Annotated in this window: 13 protein-coding genes; 11 read left to right on the top strand and 2 right to left on the bottom strand. The window is 55.0% G+C overall.

The genetic code is table 11. The features are described from left to right. Positions 1-16 precede the first annotated feature (16 nt). Positions 17-1,696, top strand: a complete 1,680-nt coding sequence (gene alsS / locus MYB54_RS18300; RefSeq protein WP_248721178.1) for an acetolactate synthase AlsS — start codon at positions 17-19, stop codon at positions 1,694-1,696. 134 nt (positions 1,697-1,830) lie between these two features. Beyond that, complete coding sequence (locus tag MYB54_RS18295; RefSeq protein WP_248721177.1) at positions 1,831-3,294, top strand: alpha/beta hydrolase; 1,464 nt, start codon at positions 1,831-1,833, stop codon at positions 3,292-3,294. Positions 3,295-3,337: 43 nt separating this feature from the next. Here MYB54_RS18295 and fucO read toward each other — a convergent pair whose 3' ends face one another. Continuing rightward, on the bottom strand, positions 3,338-4,489 hold the full coding sequence (gene fucO / locus MYB54_RS18290; RefSeq protein ID WP_104209759.1) for a lactaldehyde reductase: 1,152 nt from the start codon (positions 4,487-4,489) through the stop codon (positions 3,338-3,340). Positions 4,490-5,053: 564 nt separating this feature from the next. On the opposite strand from fucO, the gene gcvT reads away from it, so the two are divergent. The 9 genes from gcvT (at position 5,054) to MYB54_RS18245 (ending at position 15,547) form a co-directional block, all read left to right on the top strand. Beyond that, complete coding sequence (gene gcvT / locus MYB54_RS18285; protein WP_205564183.1) at positions 5,054-6,169, top strand: glycine cleavage system aminomethyltransferase GcvT; 1,116 nt, start codon at positions 5,054-5,056, stop codon at positions 6,167-6,169. Between the two features lie 59 nt (positions 6,170-6,228). Beyond that, positions 6,229-6,621 (top strand): glycine cleavage system protein GcvH, encoded by a 393-nt coding sequence (gene gcvH / locus MYB54_RS18280; RefSeq protein WP_248721176.1) that lies wholly within the window; start codon positions 6,229-6,231, stop codon positions 6,619-6,621. Positions 6,622-6,739: 118 nt separating this feature from the next. Next, the gene (gene gcvP, locus MYB54_RS18275) at positions 6,740-9,613 is read left to right on the top strand and encodes an aminomethyl-transferring glycine dehydrogenase (RefSeq protein ID WP_248721175.1); all 2,874 of its coding nucleotides are present in this window, start codon (positions 6,740-6,742) and stop codon (positions 9,611-9,613) included. A gap of 143 nt (positions 9,614-9,756) precedes the next feature. After that, positions 9,757-10,227, top strand: coding sequence for a GNAT family N-acetyltransferase (locus tag MYB54_RS18270; protein ID WP_248721174.1), 471 nt, complete (start codon positions 9,757-9,759; stop codon positions 10,225-10,227). Between the two features lie 178 nt (positions 10,228-10,405). Beyond that, positions 10,406-11,278: a carbohydrate ABC transporter permease gene (locus MYB54_RS18265; protein WP_039312887.1), complete on the top strand. Its 873-nt coding sequence runs from the start codon at positions 10,406-10,408 to the stop codon at positions 11,276-11,278. Beyond that, entirely contained in the window at positions 11,268-12,173 is a 906-nt protein-coding gene (locus MYB54_RS18260) for a carbohydrate ABC transporter permease (protein ID WP_039555572.1), read from the top strand. Before MYB54_RS18265 ends, MYB54_RS18260 begins: the two co-directional genes overlap by 11 nt. Positions 12,174-12,334: 161 nt before the next feature. Then, positions 12,335-13,159, top strand: coding sequence for a glycerophosphodiester phosphodiesterase GpdQ (gpdQ, locus tag MYB54_RS18255; RefSeq protein ID WP_014914168.1), 825 nt, complete (start codon positions 12,335-12,337; stop codon positions 13,157-13,159). Further along, on the top strand, positions 13,159-14,247 hold the full coding sequence (locus tag MYB54_RS18250; RefSeq protein WP_248721173.1) for an ABC transporter ATP-binding protein: 1,089 nt from the start codon (positions 13,159-13,161) through the stop codon (positions 14,245-14,247). The genes gpdQ and MYB54_RS18250 overlap by 1 nt, the downstream gene beginning before the upstream one ends. Beyond that, on the top strand, positions 14,240-15,547 hold the full coding sequence (locus tag MYB54_RS18245; protein ID WP_039502181.1) for an ABC transporter substrate-binding protein: 1,308 nt from the start codon (positions 14,240-14,242) through the stop codon (positions 15,545-15,547). Before MYB54_RS18250 ends, MYB54_RS18245 begins: the two co-directional genes overlap by 8 nt. Before the next feature lie 45 nt (positions 15,548-15,592). Here the strand turns inward: MYB54_RS18245 and MYB54_RS18240 are convergent, their stop codons facing one another. Continuing rightward, positions 15,593-16,855: an MFS transporter gene (locus tag MYB54_RS18240; protein WP_248721172.1), complete on the bottom strand. Its 1,263-nt coding sequence runs from the start codon at positions 16,853-16,855 to the stop codon at positions 15,593-15,595. Positions 16,856-16,891 lie beyond the last annotated feature (36 nt).

Genomic DNA, 16,891 nt, shown 5'->3' with positions numbered 1-16,891 from the left:
TCATCGGAGTCATGTCATGGAAAAGTCCACCGAACAGCAAAGCTGGAGTAGCGGAGCCGAGCTGATTGTAAAACACCTGGAAGCGCAGGGCGTGAAGCATATTTTTGGTATTCCCGGCGCAAAAATCGATCGCGTGTTTGATGAGCTGGAAGACTCGACGATCCAAACGATCCCTGTACGGCATGAGGCGAACGGCGCGTTTATGGCAGCGGCGATAGGGCGTCTCACGGGGAAGGCGGGGGTGACGCTGGTGACGTCCGGTCCCGGCTGTTCGAATTTAGTGACCGGGCTGGCAACGGCGACCGCAGAGGGAGATGCCGTTGTGGCGCTGGGCGGGGCGGTTAAGCGGGCGGATAAACTCAAGCTGACGCACCAGAGTCTGGACACCGTTAGCCTGTTTCAGCCGGTCAGTAAATTCAGTGCGGAAATCACAGCGTCTTCTGCCATATCGGAAGTGCTGGCGAATGCGTTCCGGGCAGCGGAGAGCGGGCGTCCGGGGGCGGCGTTTGTCAGCCTGCCGCAGGATATCGTCAATGAACCGGTTATTAGTCCAGTGCTGGCGTGTCCGAATTTGCCGCTGCTAAATGGCGCGCCACATAGTGATGTTGCCGAGGCCGCCAAGCGGCTACGGCAGGCTAAAAATCCGGTGCTGCTGCTCGGATTAATGGCTAGCCAGCAGGAAAATGCACAGGCGCTGCGTCGTTTCCTTCACCATAGCAAACTGCCTGTGACCAGCACGTATCAGGCTGCTGGCGTGATCGATCAGCAGCAGTTCGATCACTTTGCCGGACGTGTCGGATTATTCAACAATCAGGCTGGCGATAAGCTACTGCAACAGGCGGACGTGATCGTGACCGTGGGTTACAGCCCGATTGAGTACGATCCGGTTTTGTGGAATAGCGGTAAGGCGACGCTGATCCACATCGATGTGCTGCGGGCGGAGATCGACAGCGCGTATCGTCCCGATATTGAGCTGCTGGGGAATATCGCGATGACGGTGGACACGCTGAATGCCTGCATCAGCGAGCCGTTTATCTTGTCTGCTGATACACAGTTCGTATTGCAGGATCGTCAACGCCAGCGTCACGATCTCAGTACGCGCGCGATCGACATGGCGGGGTTTGCGATCCACCCTCTGCGTCTGGTGCGGGCGATGCAGGATATCGTGAACGAGGATGTCACGCTGTGTGTGGATATGGGGAGTTTTCACATCTGGCTGGCGCGTTACCTGTATAGCTTCCGGGCGCGACAGATTCTGATGACCAACGGCCAGCAGACGATGGGCGTGGCGCTACCGTGGGCGATCGCCGCATCGCTGGTGCAACCCGGCAAAAAAGTGGTGTCCGTCTCCGGCGACGGCGGGTTTATGCAGTCCAGTATGGAGCTGGAAACGGCGGTGAGACTGAAAAGCAATCTCCTGCATATCATCTGGGTGGACAACGGCTACAACATGGTAGAAATCCAGCAACTGCACAAATATCACCGCCCGGCGGGCGTGTCGTTTGGGCCGATTGATTTTAAAGCGTATGCGGAAGCATTCGGCGCAAAAGGGTTTGCGGTTGAATCTGCGGATGAACTGGTTAGCAAACTCCGTCAGGCGATGGACGTTGACGGCCCCGCCGTCATTGCGATCCCGGTTGATTATTCCGACAACCACTGGCTGATGGAGAATCTGAATATTAGCGTGCTGATCTAACCGTTAAATGGGTTACCCGCCCGTGCGATATCGGGCGGTTTTGTGTAGCGTTTCTCTGAATAATACAGTGTGTAGCCGTATGGTTTTATTTAGAATCATCGGCATGGTCACACGGTAACGGGAAGGGAAACACCATGCTGAAATCTGTACGGCGACTCATCAGACGCGGCCTTATCGTCATCGGCATTATCGCGATGACGCTGTTGGCTATTCGTGTTTATGATACGCAAAGTGGGCCGCCGCTTGCGCCTTGGCACACCTATGTGCCGGATGAATTGTCGGTTGATGTGCTGGATAAAAGCGACTGGTCTGCGTATTTAAAGCAGGAAGCGCTCATCTTTCAGCAGGTCAATCAACATGTCACGCAGGAACTGGATGAGGATGAACAGCGTCCGGTTAACCGCTATTTTTCGGGTAGCCCGGTTTATCCTGGGAAATTCCAGCATGACTGGAACCGATCCTATGAACTATCGCCAGAAGGGGAACTGAAAGGCGCGGTGGTGATGTTGCACGGCCTGACCGATTCCCCCTACAGTTTGCGACATATCGCGGAACGCTACCGTCAGCGTGGTTTTTTCGTTGTTGGAATTCGTCTGCCTGCGCACGGGACGGTGCCGGGGGCGCTGACCGATGTGCAATGGGAAGATTGGTTGGCAGCCACGCGTCTGGCGGTACGTGAGGCGACATCGCACCTGACGGTACAACAGGGCCAAAGGCTGCCGCTACATATCGTCGGTTTTTCCAACGGCGGGGCGCTGGCGCTGAAGTACACGCTGGATACGTTGGATAATCCTGCGCTGGCGCGTCCCGATCGGCTTATCCTTATTTCCCCTATGATCGGCATCACCAGCTATGCCCGCTTTGCGGGGCTGGCAGGGCTACCGGCTATCTTTCCGGCCTTTGCCAAGTCTGCCTGGTTAGGCATCTTGCCGGAATTTAATCCCTTCAAGTACAACTCATTTCCGGTAAATGGTGCGCGGCAATCTTGGTTGTTAACCCATGAGCTTCAGAGTCAGTTAAGCCGGAAAGCGCAAGCGAATACGTTGGTTGATTTACCGCCAGTACTGACGTTCCAATCGGTGATGGATTTCACCGTTAGCACGCGTGCGGTCATTACGGCGTTCTATAACTTGCTGCCAGCGAACGGGAGTCAGTTGGTTCTCTTTGATGTCAATCGTACCGTCAATTTTGGCCCGCTTCTGCGTGAATCGACGAATGGTGCTGTCAGCCAGCTGTTGCCCGCGACACCACGCCATTATGATACAACGGTGATTTCTAACGCTGCGCCGAACAGTTCTCATGCCGTGGCGTTTGATGTTGCAGCGGGGACGATGCAGGAACAGACTCGCGAGCTGGGGATGGACTATCCATCGGATGTGTATTCGTTATCGCACGTCTCGCTGCCGTTCCCAGATTCGGATTCGCTGTATGGCCGTTTCTCACAGAATCCCACCGAGTTTGGATTACCGCTGGGAAGAATTACCCCCAGAGGAGAGCGTTCCGCGCTGGTGGTCGATCTGGATACGCTGCTGCGCCTGTCTTCGAACCCGTTTTATCCCTACCTGATTCAGCGTATTGAAGAGAAGATCCCACGATAGCGAATACCACCCGCGGTGCGTTGCGGGTGGTGCTAAGCGTACTTCAATAAATCGACCGATACAGCGCTTTAATCTCATCGATATTTGTATCGCGTGGATTGCCGCCGGTGCAGACATCGTCAAAGGCGGCCTGTGCCAGTGCCGGGATATCCTCTTCTCTTACTCCGACATCACGCAGTCTCGGTGGAATATCCACATCGTGGGAAAGCTGCCGCACGGCGTTAATCGCAGCTTCCCGCACGTGGGCTATCGTCATCTCAGCCGCGCCTTTTACCCCCATTGCCACGGCGATGTCTCGGAATTTTTCACCCGTATAATCCGCGTTGTAGGCCATGATATGCGGCAGCAGGATCGCGTTAGCAACGCCGTGCGGCGTGTTGTAAAACGCGCCGAGCGGATGCGCCATGCCGTGTACCAGCCCAAGTCCGACGTTCGAGAACCCCATGCCAGCGATGTATTGTCCCAGCGCCATCTCTTCCACGCCTTTTGGTTTCCCGGCGACGGAATCGCGCAGTGAACGGCTGATAATCTCAATGGCCTTCAGATGCAGCGTATCGGTCAGTTCCCAGGCGGCTTTGGTGGTGAAGCCTTCAATGGCGTGTGTCAGGGCGTCAATCCCCGTAGCGGCTTTCAGCGAGGCAGGCATGCTCATCATCATGTCGGGATCGACGATGGCGACAATCGGGATGTCGTGCGGATCGACGCACACGAATTTGCGGCGTTTTTCTTCATCGGTGATGACGTAGTTGATGGTGACTTCTGCGGCCGTGCCGGAGGTGGTCGGGATCGCGATAATCGGGACGGCAGCGCGTCGGGTGGCGGCAACGCCTTCCAGACTGCGGACATCGGCGAATTCAGGGTTATTGATAATAATCCCGATAGCCTTACAGGTATCCTGCGGTGAACCGCCGCCAACCGCGATCAGATAATCGGCCTGTGATGCCTTGAAGCGCTCGACGCCCCTTTCCACCACGGCAATGGTTGGATTGGGAATCACCTCATCGTAGATCTCGTAGGGTAAGCCTGCCGCATCCAGTTTCGCCGTGACGTTGGTCGCGACGCCAAATTTAACCAAATCCTTGTCCGTCACCAGCAGCGCTTTTTTGAACCCCCGTCGTTTCACTTCATCGACAATGTGGGCAATCGCGCCCGTGCCAAAGTAGGACGTTTCGTTAAGGATCATTCTGTTAGCCATCATCTATCTCCTAATCACGTTTGATTTTGATAAAGCGAAAAATGCATGTCGCGCAATTCCTTGCTATTAGTGTGGGATAATTGGGGTCTCAGCGCCTTCCGTCAGGTGCCATGTCATCTTGTTTGCTGGCACTGAGGTAAAGACGCCTGAGAAACGGTTCACAGAATCGGATGATGATGATGGTGGAAGGTAGGGAGTCAGGTTGGGAGTCGTTGTTGGTTTTTGATTGAAAAAATCTAATTTAGGTTTGTTTTTATCATTACATTATCTAATCCGAACGGTGTTTTCAGTTGGGTGGCAATGCCTGCATTAGCCAGTTTTAATGTCATTAATTTGTGGTTTTCGCTGATTTAAATAATTTACATGCTTATTTTTGTTAATTATTAAGAATATTACGCTGCTTTGTTTTTTGTGGGCGGCTCGACTTTCTTTGTCTTCTATATAATTTATCTTATGTCTGAGAGAGTGGTTTAACCTGCGCGTCGGTGGTAAGTTCAGTCATAAGATATCGTTTGCGCAGTGTGTTTTATCGCCTGAACGCCATGCGCTGAAGAGGGATGAAGAATGGCAAAGCAGACCCCGTTGTACCAACAACATCTGGCCGATGGCGCCAAAATGGTGGATTTTCACGGCTGGATGATGCCGCTGCATTACGGTTCCCAACTGGATGAGCACCACATTGTGCGTCGGGAAGCCGGCATTTTTGATGTTTCCCACATGACCATCGTCGATTTGCACGGCGTGAGAACGCGTGAATTCCTGCGCTATCTGCTGGCGAATGATGTCGCCAAACTCACACAGCCGGGCAAAGCGCTGTATACCGGCATGCTGAATGCCTCCGGCGGCGTCATCGACGATCTGATCGTTTATTTTCTCACGGAAGACCATTTCCGGCTGGTCGTGAACTCCGCGACTCGCGAGAAAGATCTCGCCTGGATCGGGCAGCACGCTGCACCGTTCGGGGTTGAAATCCGTGAGCGCGACGATCTGGCGCTGGTCGCGGTGCAAGGTCCGCAGGCGCAGGAAAAAGTACAAGAAATCCTGAAGGCAAAAGACCTGAGTGATGCAGACGTGACTGCTGTTGCCAGCATGAAGCCGTTTTTTGGCAAGCAGGCGGGCGATTTCTTTGTTGCCACAACAGGTTATACGGGCGAAGCCGGTTATGAAATCGCGCTGCCGAATGAGCAGGTGGTCGATTTCTGGCAACAACTGCTGGCAGTTGGCGTGAAGCCATGCGGACTGGGCGCACGCGATACGCTGCGGCTGGAAGCGGGGATGAACCTGTACGGTCAGGATATGGATGAAGGCATTTCGCCGCTGGCCGCCAATATGGGCTGGACAATCGCCTGGCAGCCGGAGGATCGCGAGTTTATCGGGCGTGAGGCATTAACGCATCAGCGTGAAAAAGGGACCGATCAACTGGTTGGTTTAGTGCTGACGGAAAAAGGCGTATTGCGCAATGATTTACCTGTGCGCTTTACTGATAGTGATGGCGTGGTGCGAGAAGGGGTCATCACCAGCGGATCGTTCTCGCCGACGCTTGGCGTGAGCATCGCGCTGGCGCGTGTTCCGGTGGGGATTGGTGAGCAGGCGATTGTGCAGATTCGTAACCGCGAACTGCCTGTCCACGTCACCAAACCCGGCTTTGTCCGCGCCGGAAAAGCCATCGTTCAGTATTGATAGCGGCTTGCCTGTAAAGATAAGCGCACGGGATTAACGACTTTAGGAAAGGGGATGCAATGAGCAACGTACCAGTAGAATTAAAATACACCAGGTCGCACGAATGGTTGCTGCACGAGGGCGACGGTATCTACAGCGTGGGCATTACCGAACACGCGCAGGAGCTTCTGGGTGACATGGTCTTTATCGATTTACCGGAAGTGGGCACGGTCGTCGCCGCAGGTGATGACTGCGCGGTGGCAGAGTCGGTAAAAGCGGCGTCGGATATTTATGCGCCCATCAGCGGTGAGATCGTGGAAGTTAACGAAGATCTGGAAACCGCCCCTGAGCTGGTCAACAGCGCGCCTTATACCGATGGTTGGCTGTTCCGCATCAGAATTTCTGATGAGTCTGATTTGGACGAATTGCTTGATGCCGAAGGCTATCAGGCGTCGTTAGAAGAAGACGAGTAGTTATCGCGCCCCCGGTTTTGCTGAACCGGGGGCGTTTTGTTTTATTCGCCCGCGTCGTCTTTCAACGCGGCAGCGATCACGATTGATGCAGGCACGATTGATCCAGGAAATTACTGTAATGACCCAGACACTCAGTCAACTCGAACATGACGGCGCGTTTATCGAGCGCCATATCGGTCCTTCCGTCAGCCAACAGCAGCATATGCTGTCGGTGGTCGGCGCGACGTCGCTGGATGCGCTGATCCGCCAGATTGTCCCGGTGGACATTCAATTGCCTAGTCCGCCAGCGGTGGGAGAAGCGGTGACGGAACATGAGGCGCTAGCTGAGCTGAAGGCCATTGCAGGACGCAATCAACGTTATAAAAGCTACATCGGCATGGGCTACAGCGCGGTGCTGATGCCGCCGGTGATTTTACGCAACCTGCTGGAAAACCCAGGCTGGTACACCGCCTATACGCCGTATCAGCCGGAAGTCTCTCAGGGGCGTCTTGAAGCGCTGCTGAATTTCCAGCAGGTCACACAGGATTTAACTGGTCTGGATTTGGCCTCTGCCTCGCTGCTGGATGAAGCAACCGCAGCGGCGGAAGCGATGGCAATGGCGAAGCGCATCAGCAAGCTCAAACAGGCCGAACGTTTCTTCGTTGCTGACGACGTGCATCCGCAAACGCTGGACGTGGTGCGTACCCGTGCGGAAACCTTCGGTTTTGAGATTGTCGTCGGTAAGGCGCAAGACGCGTTGAAAGACGATGCAGTGTTTGGCGTTCTGCTGCAACAGGCTGGGACAACGGGCGAACTGCACGATTACAGCGACCTGATGGCGGCACTAAAAGCGCGTAAGGTCGTCAGCTGCGTGGCGTCGGACATCATGGCGCTGGTATTGCTGGCTGCGCCGGGCAAGCAGGGCGCGGATATCGTCTTTGGTTCAGCACAGCGCTTTGGCGTGCCGATGGGCTACGGTGGGCCACACGCGGCGTTCTTCGCCTGCCGTGATGAACATAAACGTGCTATGCCGGGACGTATTATCGGCGTGTCGCGCGATGCGGCAGGCAACACCGCGCTGCGCATGGCGATGCAGACGCGTGAGCAGCACATTCGCCGCGAGAAGGCGAATTCCAATATTTGTACCTCGCAGGTGTTGCTGGCCAACATTGCGGGGATGTATGCGGTATTCCACGGGCCGGAAGGGCTCAAACGTATTGCTGGGCGCATCCACCGTCTGACCGATATTCTGGCGGCGGGATTAACGCAGGGCGGGCTGCTGCTGCGTCATCGCAGCTGGTTCGACACGCTGACGATTGAGGTTGCGGACAAGGACGCGGTGCTGAGCCGGGCATTAAGTTTTGGCATTAACCTACGCAGCGATTTGGCAAGCGCCGTGGGCATCACGCTGGATGAAGCGACCACGCGTGAAGACGTTTTGGCGCTGTTTGCGGTGCTGTTAGGTGACGATCACGGGTTGGATATCGACGCACTTGATGCGGCCATCGGCCAGAAAGCGGCAACGATCCCCGCCGGGCTGGTTCGCCATGACGCGATCCTGTCGCATCCGGTGTTCAACCGTTATCACAGCGAAACCGAGATGATGCGTTACCTGCATCGTCTGGCGCGTAAGGATCTGGCGCTGAATCAGGCGATGATCCCCCTTGGTTCCTGCACCATGAAGCTCAACGCGGCGGCGGAAATGTTGCCGATTACCTGGCCGGAGTTTGCTGAACTGCATCCGTTCTGCCCGCCGGAACAGGCGCTGGGCTATCGTCAAATGATTGAACAGCTATCAAGCTGGCTGGTACAGCTGACCGGCTATGACGCGATTTGTATGCAGCCCAATTCGGGTGCGCAGGGCGAATACGCGGGGCTGCTGGCGATCCGTCGCTATCATGAAAGCCGCAATGAAGCCGGCCGTCATCTCTGTCTGATCCCGAGTTCCGCCCACGGTACGAACCCGGCATCGGCGCAGATGGCGGGGATGGACGTGGTGGTGGTCGCCTGTGACAAGCAAGGCAATATCGATCTGCACGATCTGCGTGAGAAAGCGCAGGCGGCGGGCGAACAGCTTTCCTGCATCATGGTGACCTATCCATCCACTCACGGCGTCTATGAAGAGACGATCCGCGAAGTGTGCCAGATCGTGCATCAATATGGCGGTCAGGTGTATCTGGACGGCGCGAACATGAATGCGCAGGTCGGCATCACGACGCCGGGCTACATTGGCGCTGATGTCTCGCACCTGAACCTGCATAAAACCTTCTGTATTCCGCACGGTGGCGGTGGGCCGGGCATGGGGCCGATTGGTGTGAAAGCGCATCTGGCACCGTTTGTACCGGGTCATCAGGTGGTAAAAATCGAGGGTGTGCTGACGGAACAAGGCGCGGTCTCTGCGGCACCGTTCGGCAGTGCTTCTATCCTGCCGATTAGCTGGATGTATATCCGCATGATGGGCGCGGAAGGGCTGAAACAGGCTAGTCAGATGGCGATCCTGAACGCCAACTATATCGCGACGCGCTTGCAGCAGGCGTATCCGGTACTCTACACCGGCCGTGACGGTCGCGTGGCGCACGAGTGTATTCTGGATATTCGTCCGCTCAAGGAAAGCACGGGCATCAGTGAAATGGATATCGCCAAGCGTCTGATCGACTACGGTTTCCATGCACCGACCATGTCATTCCCGGTCGCGGGCACGCTGATGGTGGAACCAACGGAATCGGAAAGTCAGGTAGAGATCGATCGCTTTATTGACGCGATGTTGGCGATCCGCGCCGAAATCAACCGTGTCGCGCAGGGCGAATGGCCGCTGGATGACAATCCGCTGGTTAACGCACCGCATACGCAGGCGGAGCTGGTGGCTGACTGGACGCACCCGTACAGCCGTGAGCTGGCGGTCTTCCCGGCAGGCAGCGAACACAAATACTGGCCGAGCGTGAAGCGTCTGGACGACGTTTACGGCGACCGTAACCTGTTCTGCTCGTGTGTGCCGATGAGCGATTATGCGTAATTAACTGCGATCGTTAAGATTGTTACTGCCAGTGATAGGCGGACACTGAGTTATCGCATCAACGATAGTTTCAGATACCGCCTTGTATCATCTAATCAGTTAGGCATAAGCAGTGGATAGAGATAGCCCAAAATGGAGAAAAGATGAAAGTCAGACTTGCAGAACCTGATGAAGCAGAAGAATGTTGGGAGATCAGGAATCAGGCTATCCGCCATGGATGCAAGAGCAGCTATGAAGCGACAATTATTGCTGCATGGACACCAGAATCTATGCCGGAGGGATACAAGCGAGCTATTGCTACTAACCCTTTCTTTGTTGTTGTGGGTTTAGATAACAGACTGGTTGCTACGGGCTTTCTTGATATTTCTTGTCGCAGTGTTGAGGCTATTTTTACCTTGCCTGAGTATGTTGGGAGAGGATTGGGTGGAATGATTCTTGACGCTATAAAGCATGAAGCACGCACACGTGGTTATGAGCAATTAACATTATCCTCAACCCCTAATGCTCACTCTTTCTATCAAAAGCATGGTTTTTTGTTTCAGCAGGAAAGCTTATATCAATCCACTCTTACTGGGAGTGAGATGCGCTGTATAGATATGGTTTTCAAATTATAGTATTGGCTGCTCTGCGGCTTGTATGGTGCCAGCTCATCGTTGTACTGAATTTAACACCTCAACTTAGCCAGCGAATTATTTACTTTCGAAAACAAACTGTCATTAAACTGACGCCCCACTGACACGCTAGCGTTCTAGGGTAAGGCCTCTGTGTTTCACACTGAACGGCCTTTGAGTTATGCGTGCAAAATGCTTTCCCTATCTTGTGCTGTTGCCGACGCTGGTTTTTTTGCTTGCCTTCACCTATTTCCCTCTGTTGCGCTCGGTCATCGACAGCCTGTATGACACCCGGCTGAATGCCGATACGCCGCTGTTCGTCGGGATGGATAATTTTGTGCGTCTGGTGCAGGACGCCGTGTTCTGGCAGGCCCTGCTGAACAACGTGCTGTATATCCTGATGACGGTGGTGCCCGGTGTGCTGCTGGCGCTGTTGCTGGCAGTGCTGCTGTGGGAAAACACGCGGGTTAACCGCTGGCTGCGTACCGCTTTCTTCTTTCCGATGATTATTCCGCTGGTGAGCGCCGCGACGCTGTGGCTATTCATCTTTATGCCGGGGCTGGGGCTGCTGGATTACTATCTGGCGAAAGTGTTTGGCCCGATGAACAACAACTATCTCGGCATGAGTGACAGCGCGCTGGTGGCGGTGAGCGTCATTGGTATCTGGAAATTCGCCGGCTACTACATGCTGTTTTTTCTCGCTGGTCTGCAAGCCATTTCAGCCTCTGCACGCGAGGCGGCACTGATGGAAGGGGCTTCACGGCGTCAGGTGTTTTTCTACGTCACGCTGCCGCTGCTGCGACCAACCATCGCTTTTGTGGTCACCATCGCCTTTATCTACGCCATTACCCAGATCGACCATGTTGCCGTGATGACGCGCGGCGGGCCGAATAACGCAACGACCGTGCTGCTCTATTACATTCAGGATCTGGCGAATGATACGCACGATCTGGGTAAAGCCTCTGCGGCTACCTTCCTGACGCTGGCGATGCTGTTCGCCTTTTCCATTATGAATCTGAAAGTGCTGGAGAAAGGGGCGCATTATGAGCGTTGATCACCCGAATGTTGAGAACCTAAGTGTTGACGCTCGGCATGTTGCAAACCGCAGCGTTGCCAATCGCCATCCGCTTCGCATCACGACGCGCTTCACGCTGCCGCTGTTGCTGATGTGCGCCGCGTTACTGTGGGTCAGCCCGTTTATCTGGATGCTGTCTGCTTCCGTCAGCACCAGCAGCTTTGGCGTGGATATGGCCTCGCTGCTGCCGCGTCTCCCGCTGACGCTCGATAACTTCCGCGATGCGTGGGACAGCGCCGACTGGTTACGGCTTTACACCAACACGCTGATCTTTGCGGTCGGCACGTTTCTGGTACAGCTGGTGACGATCACCACGGCGGGCTACATCTTTGCCTATCACGAATTTCGCGGCAAAACGCTGCTGTTCTACCTGCTGCTGATTCAGATGATGATCATGCCTGTCGTCATGATGGTGCCGAACATGATGACGCTCAAACAGCTCGGCCTGCTTAACACTCTGACTGGCGTGATGATGCCGTATTTCGCCTCGGCGTTTGGCGTGTTTTTGATGCGTCAGGCGTTTCTCAATATCGCCAAAGAGATCGAAGAGGCCGCGTTGATGGAAGGCTGCCGCTGGTGGCAGGTGGTGTTTCACGTCCTGATTCCGATGACCTGGCCGTCAATTCTGGCTTTCGCTACGGTCAGCATTACCTACCACTGGAACGAATACCTCTGGCCGCTGATGGTGCTCAATGACCCCGACAAACAGGTGCTGACCATCGGGCTGGTCTCGTTCGCCATGGGCGCAGAGTCCGGCGGGCAGTGGGGATTGATCTGCGCGGGCACGCTGCTGGTGTGCTTGCCGCTGATGGTGGCTTTTGTGGTGTTCCAGAAGCAGTTCCTGAGCAGCTTCGGCTTCTCGGGCATTAAGTGAATCGCGAATGGGTTAATGCGGGTTAATTAAGCATGGTTTTTAGGAGAAACGCGGGGATGAGGTTCCCGTAGGGATGCCTCGCCCCGTGGTCGCTCCGTGTATCTCGATCCTTAAACGATCGGCGTTCGCCAACGGGCGAAATAACGATAGAGGTGGTGGTTATGTTGCTGGCACAGATTTCCGATCTGCATTTTCGCAGTGAGGGGCGCAAGCTCTATGAATTTATTGATATTAACGGGGAAAACGCCAAAGTCATTAACCAGCTAAACGCGCTGAGCGAGCGGCCGGACGCGGTGGTGATTAGCGGCGACATCGTCAACTGCGGAAGCCCGCAGGAGTATCAGGTGGCACAGCGCGTGTTGCAGATGCTGGATTACCCGATGTACGTGATTCCGGGCAATCATGATGACAAGCAGCATTTCCTCAACGCGATGCGCCCGCTTTGCCCGCAGTTAGGCGATGATCCCGAGAACATCCGCTATGCGGTGGATGACTTCCCGATGCGCCTGCTGTTCATCGACACCAGTCTGGCCGGGCAGGCGAAAGGCTGGCTGACACCGTCCACGCTGGGCTGGCTGGAGCAGCAATTACAGGATCATTCAACGCGCGAAACGGCGATCTTCATGCACCATCCACCGCTCCCGCTGGGATCGGCGCACATGGATCGGATCGCCTGCGAAAACGGGAGCGAACTGCTGACGCTGATCGAGCGTTTCCCGCAGCTGACGCGGATCTTCTGTGGGCATACGCACCGCCTGATTATGACGCAGCATCGGCAGGCGATTATTGCCACCGTGCCGGGCACCGTCCATCAGGTGCCGTATTTCTACTATGACGATACGTCGTACTACAACCTGGAGCCTGCCAGCGTGGTCATGCACCGCTACGTGCCAGTCACTGGGCTGGTGAGCTACAGCCAGTCGATTGCCTCGTACCCTGGGCCTTACCTCTACGATCCGCGTATCAGCTGTCCGGTGGATGCGTAATGGCCGTGATTCAGTTACGTAATATCAGTAAACGCTTCGAGCACATGCAGGCGCTGGCGTCGCTGTCGCTGGATATCGCTGACGGTGAGTTTCTGGTGCTGGTCGGGCCGTCTGGCTGCGGAAAAAGTACACTGCTGCGTATGCTGGCCGGTCTGGAAGACGTGAGCGATGGGCAAATCCTGCTGGGTGACGATGACATTACGACGTGGAGCCCGAAGCAGCGCAATTTCTCGATGATCTTCCAGAACTACGCGCTGTTTCCGCACCTGACGGTCGAGCAGAACATCACTTTCGGGATGCGGATGCGCGGTGAGCCGAAAGCGGAGTATCCACAGCGCGTGCAGCGCGTTGCCAGCCTGCTGCAGCTTGAACCGCTACTGAAACGCAAACCGGGAAAACTGTCCGGTGGTCAGCGCCAGCGCGTAGCAATGGCGCGGGCGATCGTGCGCGATCCGCACTTGTTTTTGATGGATGAGCCGCTGTCGAATCTGGATGCCCGCCTGCGCAGCGATGTGCGGGACGGCATTATGGATCTACACCGGCAGTTGAAAACAACCACCGTTTACGTCACGCACGATCAGATCGAGGCGATGACGATGGCGGACAGAATCGCCGTGCTGGATCGCGGCGTGCTGCAACAGGTTGGTACGCCGGAACAGCTGTATTCGCACCCCGCAAATGTCTTTGTCGCCGGATTTATCGGCACGCCCGCAATGAATATGGTGACGCTGCCTTGTGCTGATGGGCAGGCATTTCTACAGGCATTGTCTGTGGCGCTGCCCGCCAGTGAAGAAACGCGTTCATTAACCCGTGTACTGCTCGGGATCCGCCCTGAGCATATTACTGAACACGCCGCGTCAGACGGCGACTTGTCATTGTCGGGAACGGTGAAGCAACGGGAGCTATTTGGCGCGGAGTATCTGATTCATGTGGATACGCCGTTGGGGAATATTCGCTACCGTCGGCCAAATCGCGATGGCGTGCCGGATGTCGGCGCCTCCATTGTGCTTCATTTTTCACCGCAGGATTGTCATTGGTTTTCCGGGCAAACCGCCCGTAATTTATCCCAGGAGAAAAGAAATGCGTAAGCCCCGTATGATGGCGCTGGCAATCGCCTTGCTGATGTCTGGCCCTGCGCTGGCGAAAGAGAGTATCGATTTTATGTTTCCCGCACCGGTTGATGGCAAGCTGACGATGGAAATGACGCGCATCATCAAGGAGTACAACCAATCGCAGGATCAGGTGGAAGTGCGTGGGATCTTCACCGGCAATTACGACACAACCAAGGTGAAAGCGGAAGCGGCCGCCAAAGCGGGCGATCCGCCGGCGCTGGTAATTATGTCGGCAAACTTCACTGCCGATTTGGTCATCAAAGATGAAATTCTGCCGATGGACGAGCTGTTCAAATACGGCAACGAAAAGGCCACGCCTTTCCTGACTAAAAACTTCTGGCCCGCGCTGCATCAGAACGCGCAGGTGATGGGCGTGACTTACGCGATCCCGTTCCACAACTCGACGCCGATCCTTTATTACAACGAAGACATGCTGAAGAAAGCGGGATTCAACGAACCGCCGAAAAACTGGGATGAAGTGATTGCGGTAGCGAAGAAGCTGACCGATCCGGCGAAAGGGCAGTGGGGCATCATGATTCCGTCCACGAACGATGACTACGGCGGCTGGATGCTGTCTGCGCTAACGCGTGCCAACGGCGGGGCGTATTACAATGCCGACTATCCGGGCGAAGTGTATTACAACACGGCATCAACCAAAGGCGCGCTCCAGTTCTGGCGCGACTTAGTGTATCGCGACAAAGTGATGCCCGCTGGCGTACTGAATTCCAAACAGATCAGCGCCGCATTTTTCTCCGGCAAGCTGGGTATGACGATGCTGAGTACCGGCGCGTTGGGCTTTATGCGTGAAAACACCAAAGATTTCCAGCTTGGCGTAGCGATGATGCCGGAAAAAGAGCGTCGTGGCGTGACCATCGGCGGAGCAAGTCTGGTGAGCTTCAAAGGGATTTCTGAAGAACAGAAGAAAGCGGCCTGGCAGTTTATGAACTATCTGGTCAGCCCGGAAGTGAGCGGAAACTGGAGTCGTTTTACTGGCTACTTCGCCCCGCGCATGGCGGCCTACGATCTGCCGGAAATGAAGGACTATCTGGCGAAAGATCCGCGTGCGGCCATTGCGCTGTCACAGCTGCAATACGCCCATCCGTGGTACGCCACCTATGAAACGGTTGCGGTGCGTAAAGCGATGGAAAACCAGCTGGCGGCGCTGCTAAACGATCCGGCGAAAAAGGTCGATGACGCGGCAGCTGCCGCACAAAAAGAGGCGGACGGCATCATGAAGCCTTATGTGGATAAAACCGCGCTGCGGGATGTGAAATAGTCACATCGCGCCCCACGGCTTAACCGCCAACGGGGCGCGATAATGTTAATGCGCGGTCTGAGAACGCATACTCGCCGAGCTGCGTGACGATGACAGCGTAAAGGCGGAAATTGCAGTGAAGGTAAGTGCGATGCCGCCCAAAATAAGGTAAGTCTGGTTGAAGCCAATTCGGTCGTACAGGTTGCCCGCCGCGGAGGAGAGGAATATCGCCATAAACTGCTTGGCGAACTGGAAGCCCACCAGATAAATCGTGGCCGACAGGCGCGAATCAAACGTATTGGCGATGTATTTGAAAACCCCGATAAGCAGCAGCGGTACTTCGAAGGCATGCAGCATTTTCAATATGATCACCTCCGTGACGGACGTGGCACAGGCCGATCCCAAAATCCTGATCGACATAATCGTTCCCGCCACCAGCAGCGCATTTTTAGCGCCGATCCGGTTAATAAGCCACGGCGTACAGAACATCACCAGCGCATTTGCGGCTTCCCCCGCGGTGGTGACAAAACCAAATATCTGGTTGCCCTGTTCCTGCGAGCTAAAGAACGATTTAAAGAAGTTAGCGAATTGCTGATCGTAGACGTCATAAATGCAGGCGACGCCGACCACATACAGCACCAGCAGCCAGAACTGACGGTTAGCCAGCAAACCTAACGCCAGCTTCACACTAAAAGGCGAGGCGTTAGCCCCGAGCGAGTCCATGACGGCGGCGGTTGGGTTGCTTTCCGTCTTCGCCAGACACAGCAGCACGATCAAGATAATCGCCGAGCCGGATCCCATCCAGAACACGATATCGGGGTTAATGTTAAACAGCATACCTGCCGTTGAGGCGCAAATTCCCCAGCCAAAACAGCCAAACATGCGCGCCTTGCCGTACTCAAAGTGGTGCTGTCGGCTAATGCGCTCAATGTAGGCTTCAATGGCTCCGGCTCCCGCACTGAAAGAGAACCCGATATACAGGCCACCGACTAACGCACCCAGTATCACGTTGATTTTTAATAGCGGAGCGAAGACATACAGAAAGAAAGGAGCAAAAAAGAGTAACAGCACAGAGATCACCCAGAGCAGGTGCTTCTTCATCCCTAATTTGTCGGACAGGATACCGAGGAACGGCTGAAACAGGATTGCGAACAAGGACAGGAAGGAAAACACGATACCGGTATCGGTTTTGTTAAGCCCGATAACGTCCGCCAGCCAGATCGGTAAAAACGGAAAGCACGTGGCCATGATAAAAAAATAAAGAAAGAAGAACGCGCCGAAAATCCAGAAGTTACGGTTGTTTTTGTAGTAGCACGAGGTAGTAGGCATCTGTATTTCCCTCTGGAGGGTAGACGTTATCATGAC

The organism is Pectobacterium nicotianae (genome assembly GCF_023272715.1).
Classification (GTDB): Bacteria; Pseudomonadota; Gammaproteobacteria; order Enterobacterales; family Enterobacteriaceae; genus Pectobacterium; species Pectobacterium brasiliense.
The sequence above is the reverse complement of the archived record's forward strand: the minus strand, read 5'-3'. Positions and strand labels throughout refer to the sequence as shown.

Bases quoted from the DNA above. Each gene is read 5' to 3' on its own strand.
- alsS (WP_248721178.1), top strand. From the start codon at position 17: ATGGAAAAGTCCACCGAACAGCAAAGCTGGAGTAGCGGAGCCGAGCTG.
- MYB54_RS18295 (WP_248721177.1), top strand. From the start codon at position 1,831: ATGCTGAAATCTGTACGGCGACTCATCAGACGCGGCCTTATCGTCATC.
- fucO (WP_104209759.1), bottom strand. From the start codon at position 4,489: ATGGCTAACAGAATGATCCTTAACGAAACGTCCTACTTTGGCACGGGC.
- gcvT (WP_205564183.1), top strand. From the start codon at position 5,054: ATGGCAAAGCAGACCCCGTTGTACCAACAACATCTGGCCGATGGCGCC.
- gcvH (WP_248721176.1), top strand. From the start codon at position 6,229: ATGAGCAACGTACCAGTAGAATTAAAATACACCAGGTCGCACGAATGG.
- gcvP (WP_248721175.1), top strand. From the start codon at position 6,740: ATGACCCAGACACTCAGTCAACTCGAACATGACGGCGCGTTTATCGAG.
- MYB54_RS18270 (WP_248721174.1), top strand. From the start codon at position 9,757: ATGAAAGTCAGACTTGCAGAACCTGATGAAGCAGAAGAATGTTGGGAG.
- MYB54_RS18265 (WP_039312887.1), top strand. From the start codon at position 10,406: ATGCGTGCAAAATGCTTTCCCTATCTTGTGCTGTTGCCGACGCTGGTT.
- MYB54_RS18260 (WP_039555572.1), top strand. From the start codon at position 11,268: ATGAGCGTTGATCACCCGAATGTTGAGAACCTAAGTGTTGACGCTCGG.
- gpdQ (WP_014914168.1), top strand. From the start codon at position 12,335: ATGTTGCTGGCACAGATTTCCGATCTGCATTTTCGCAGTGAGGGGCGC.
- MYB54_RS18250 (WP_248721173.1), top strand. From the start codon at position 13,159: ATGGCCGTGATTCAGTTACGTAATATCAGTAAACGCTTCGAGCACATG.
- MYB54_RS18245 (WP_039502181.1), top strand. From the start codon at position 14,240: ATGCGTAAGCCCCGTATGATGGCGCTGGCAATCGCCTTGCTGATGTCT.
- MYB54_RS18240 (WP_248721172.1), bottom strand. From the start codon at position 16,855: ATGCCTACTACCTCGTGCTACTACAAAAACAACCGTAACTTCTGGATT.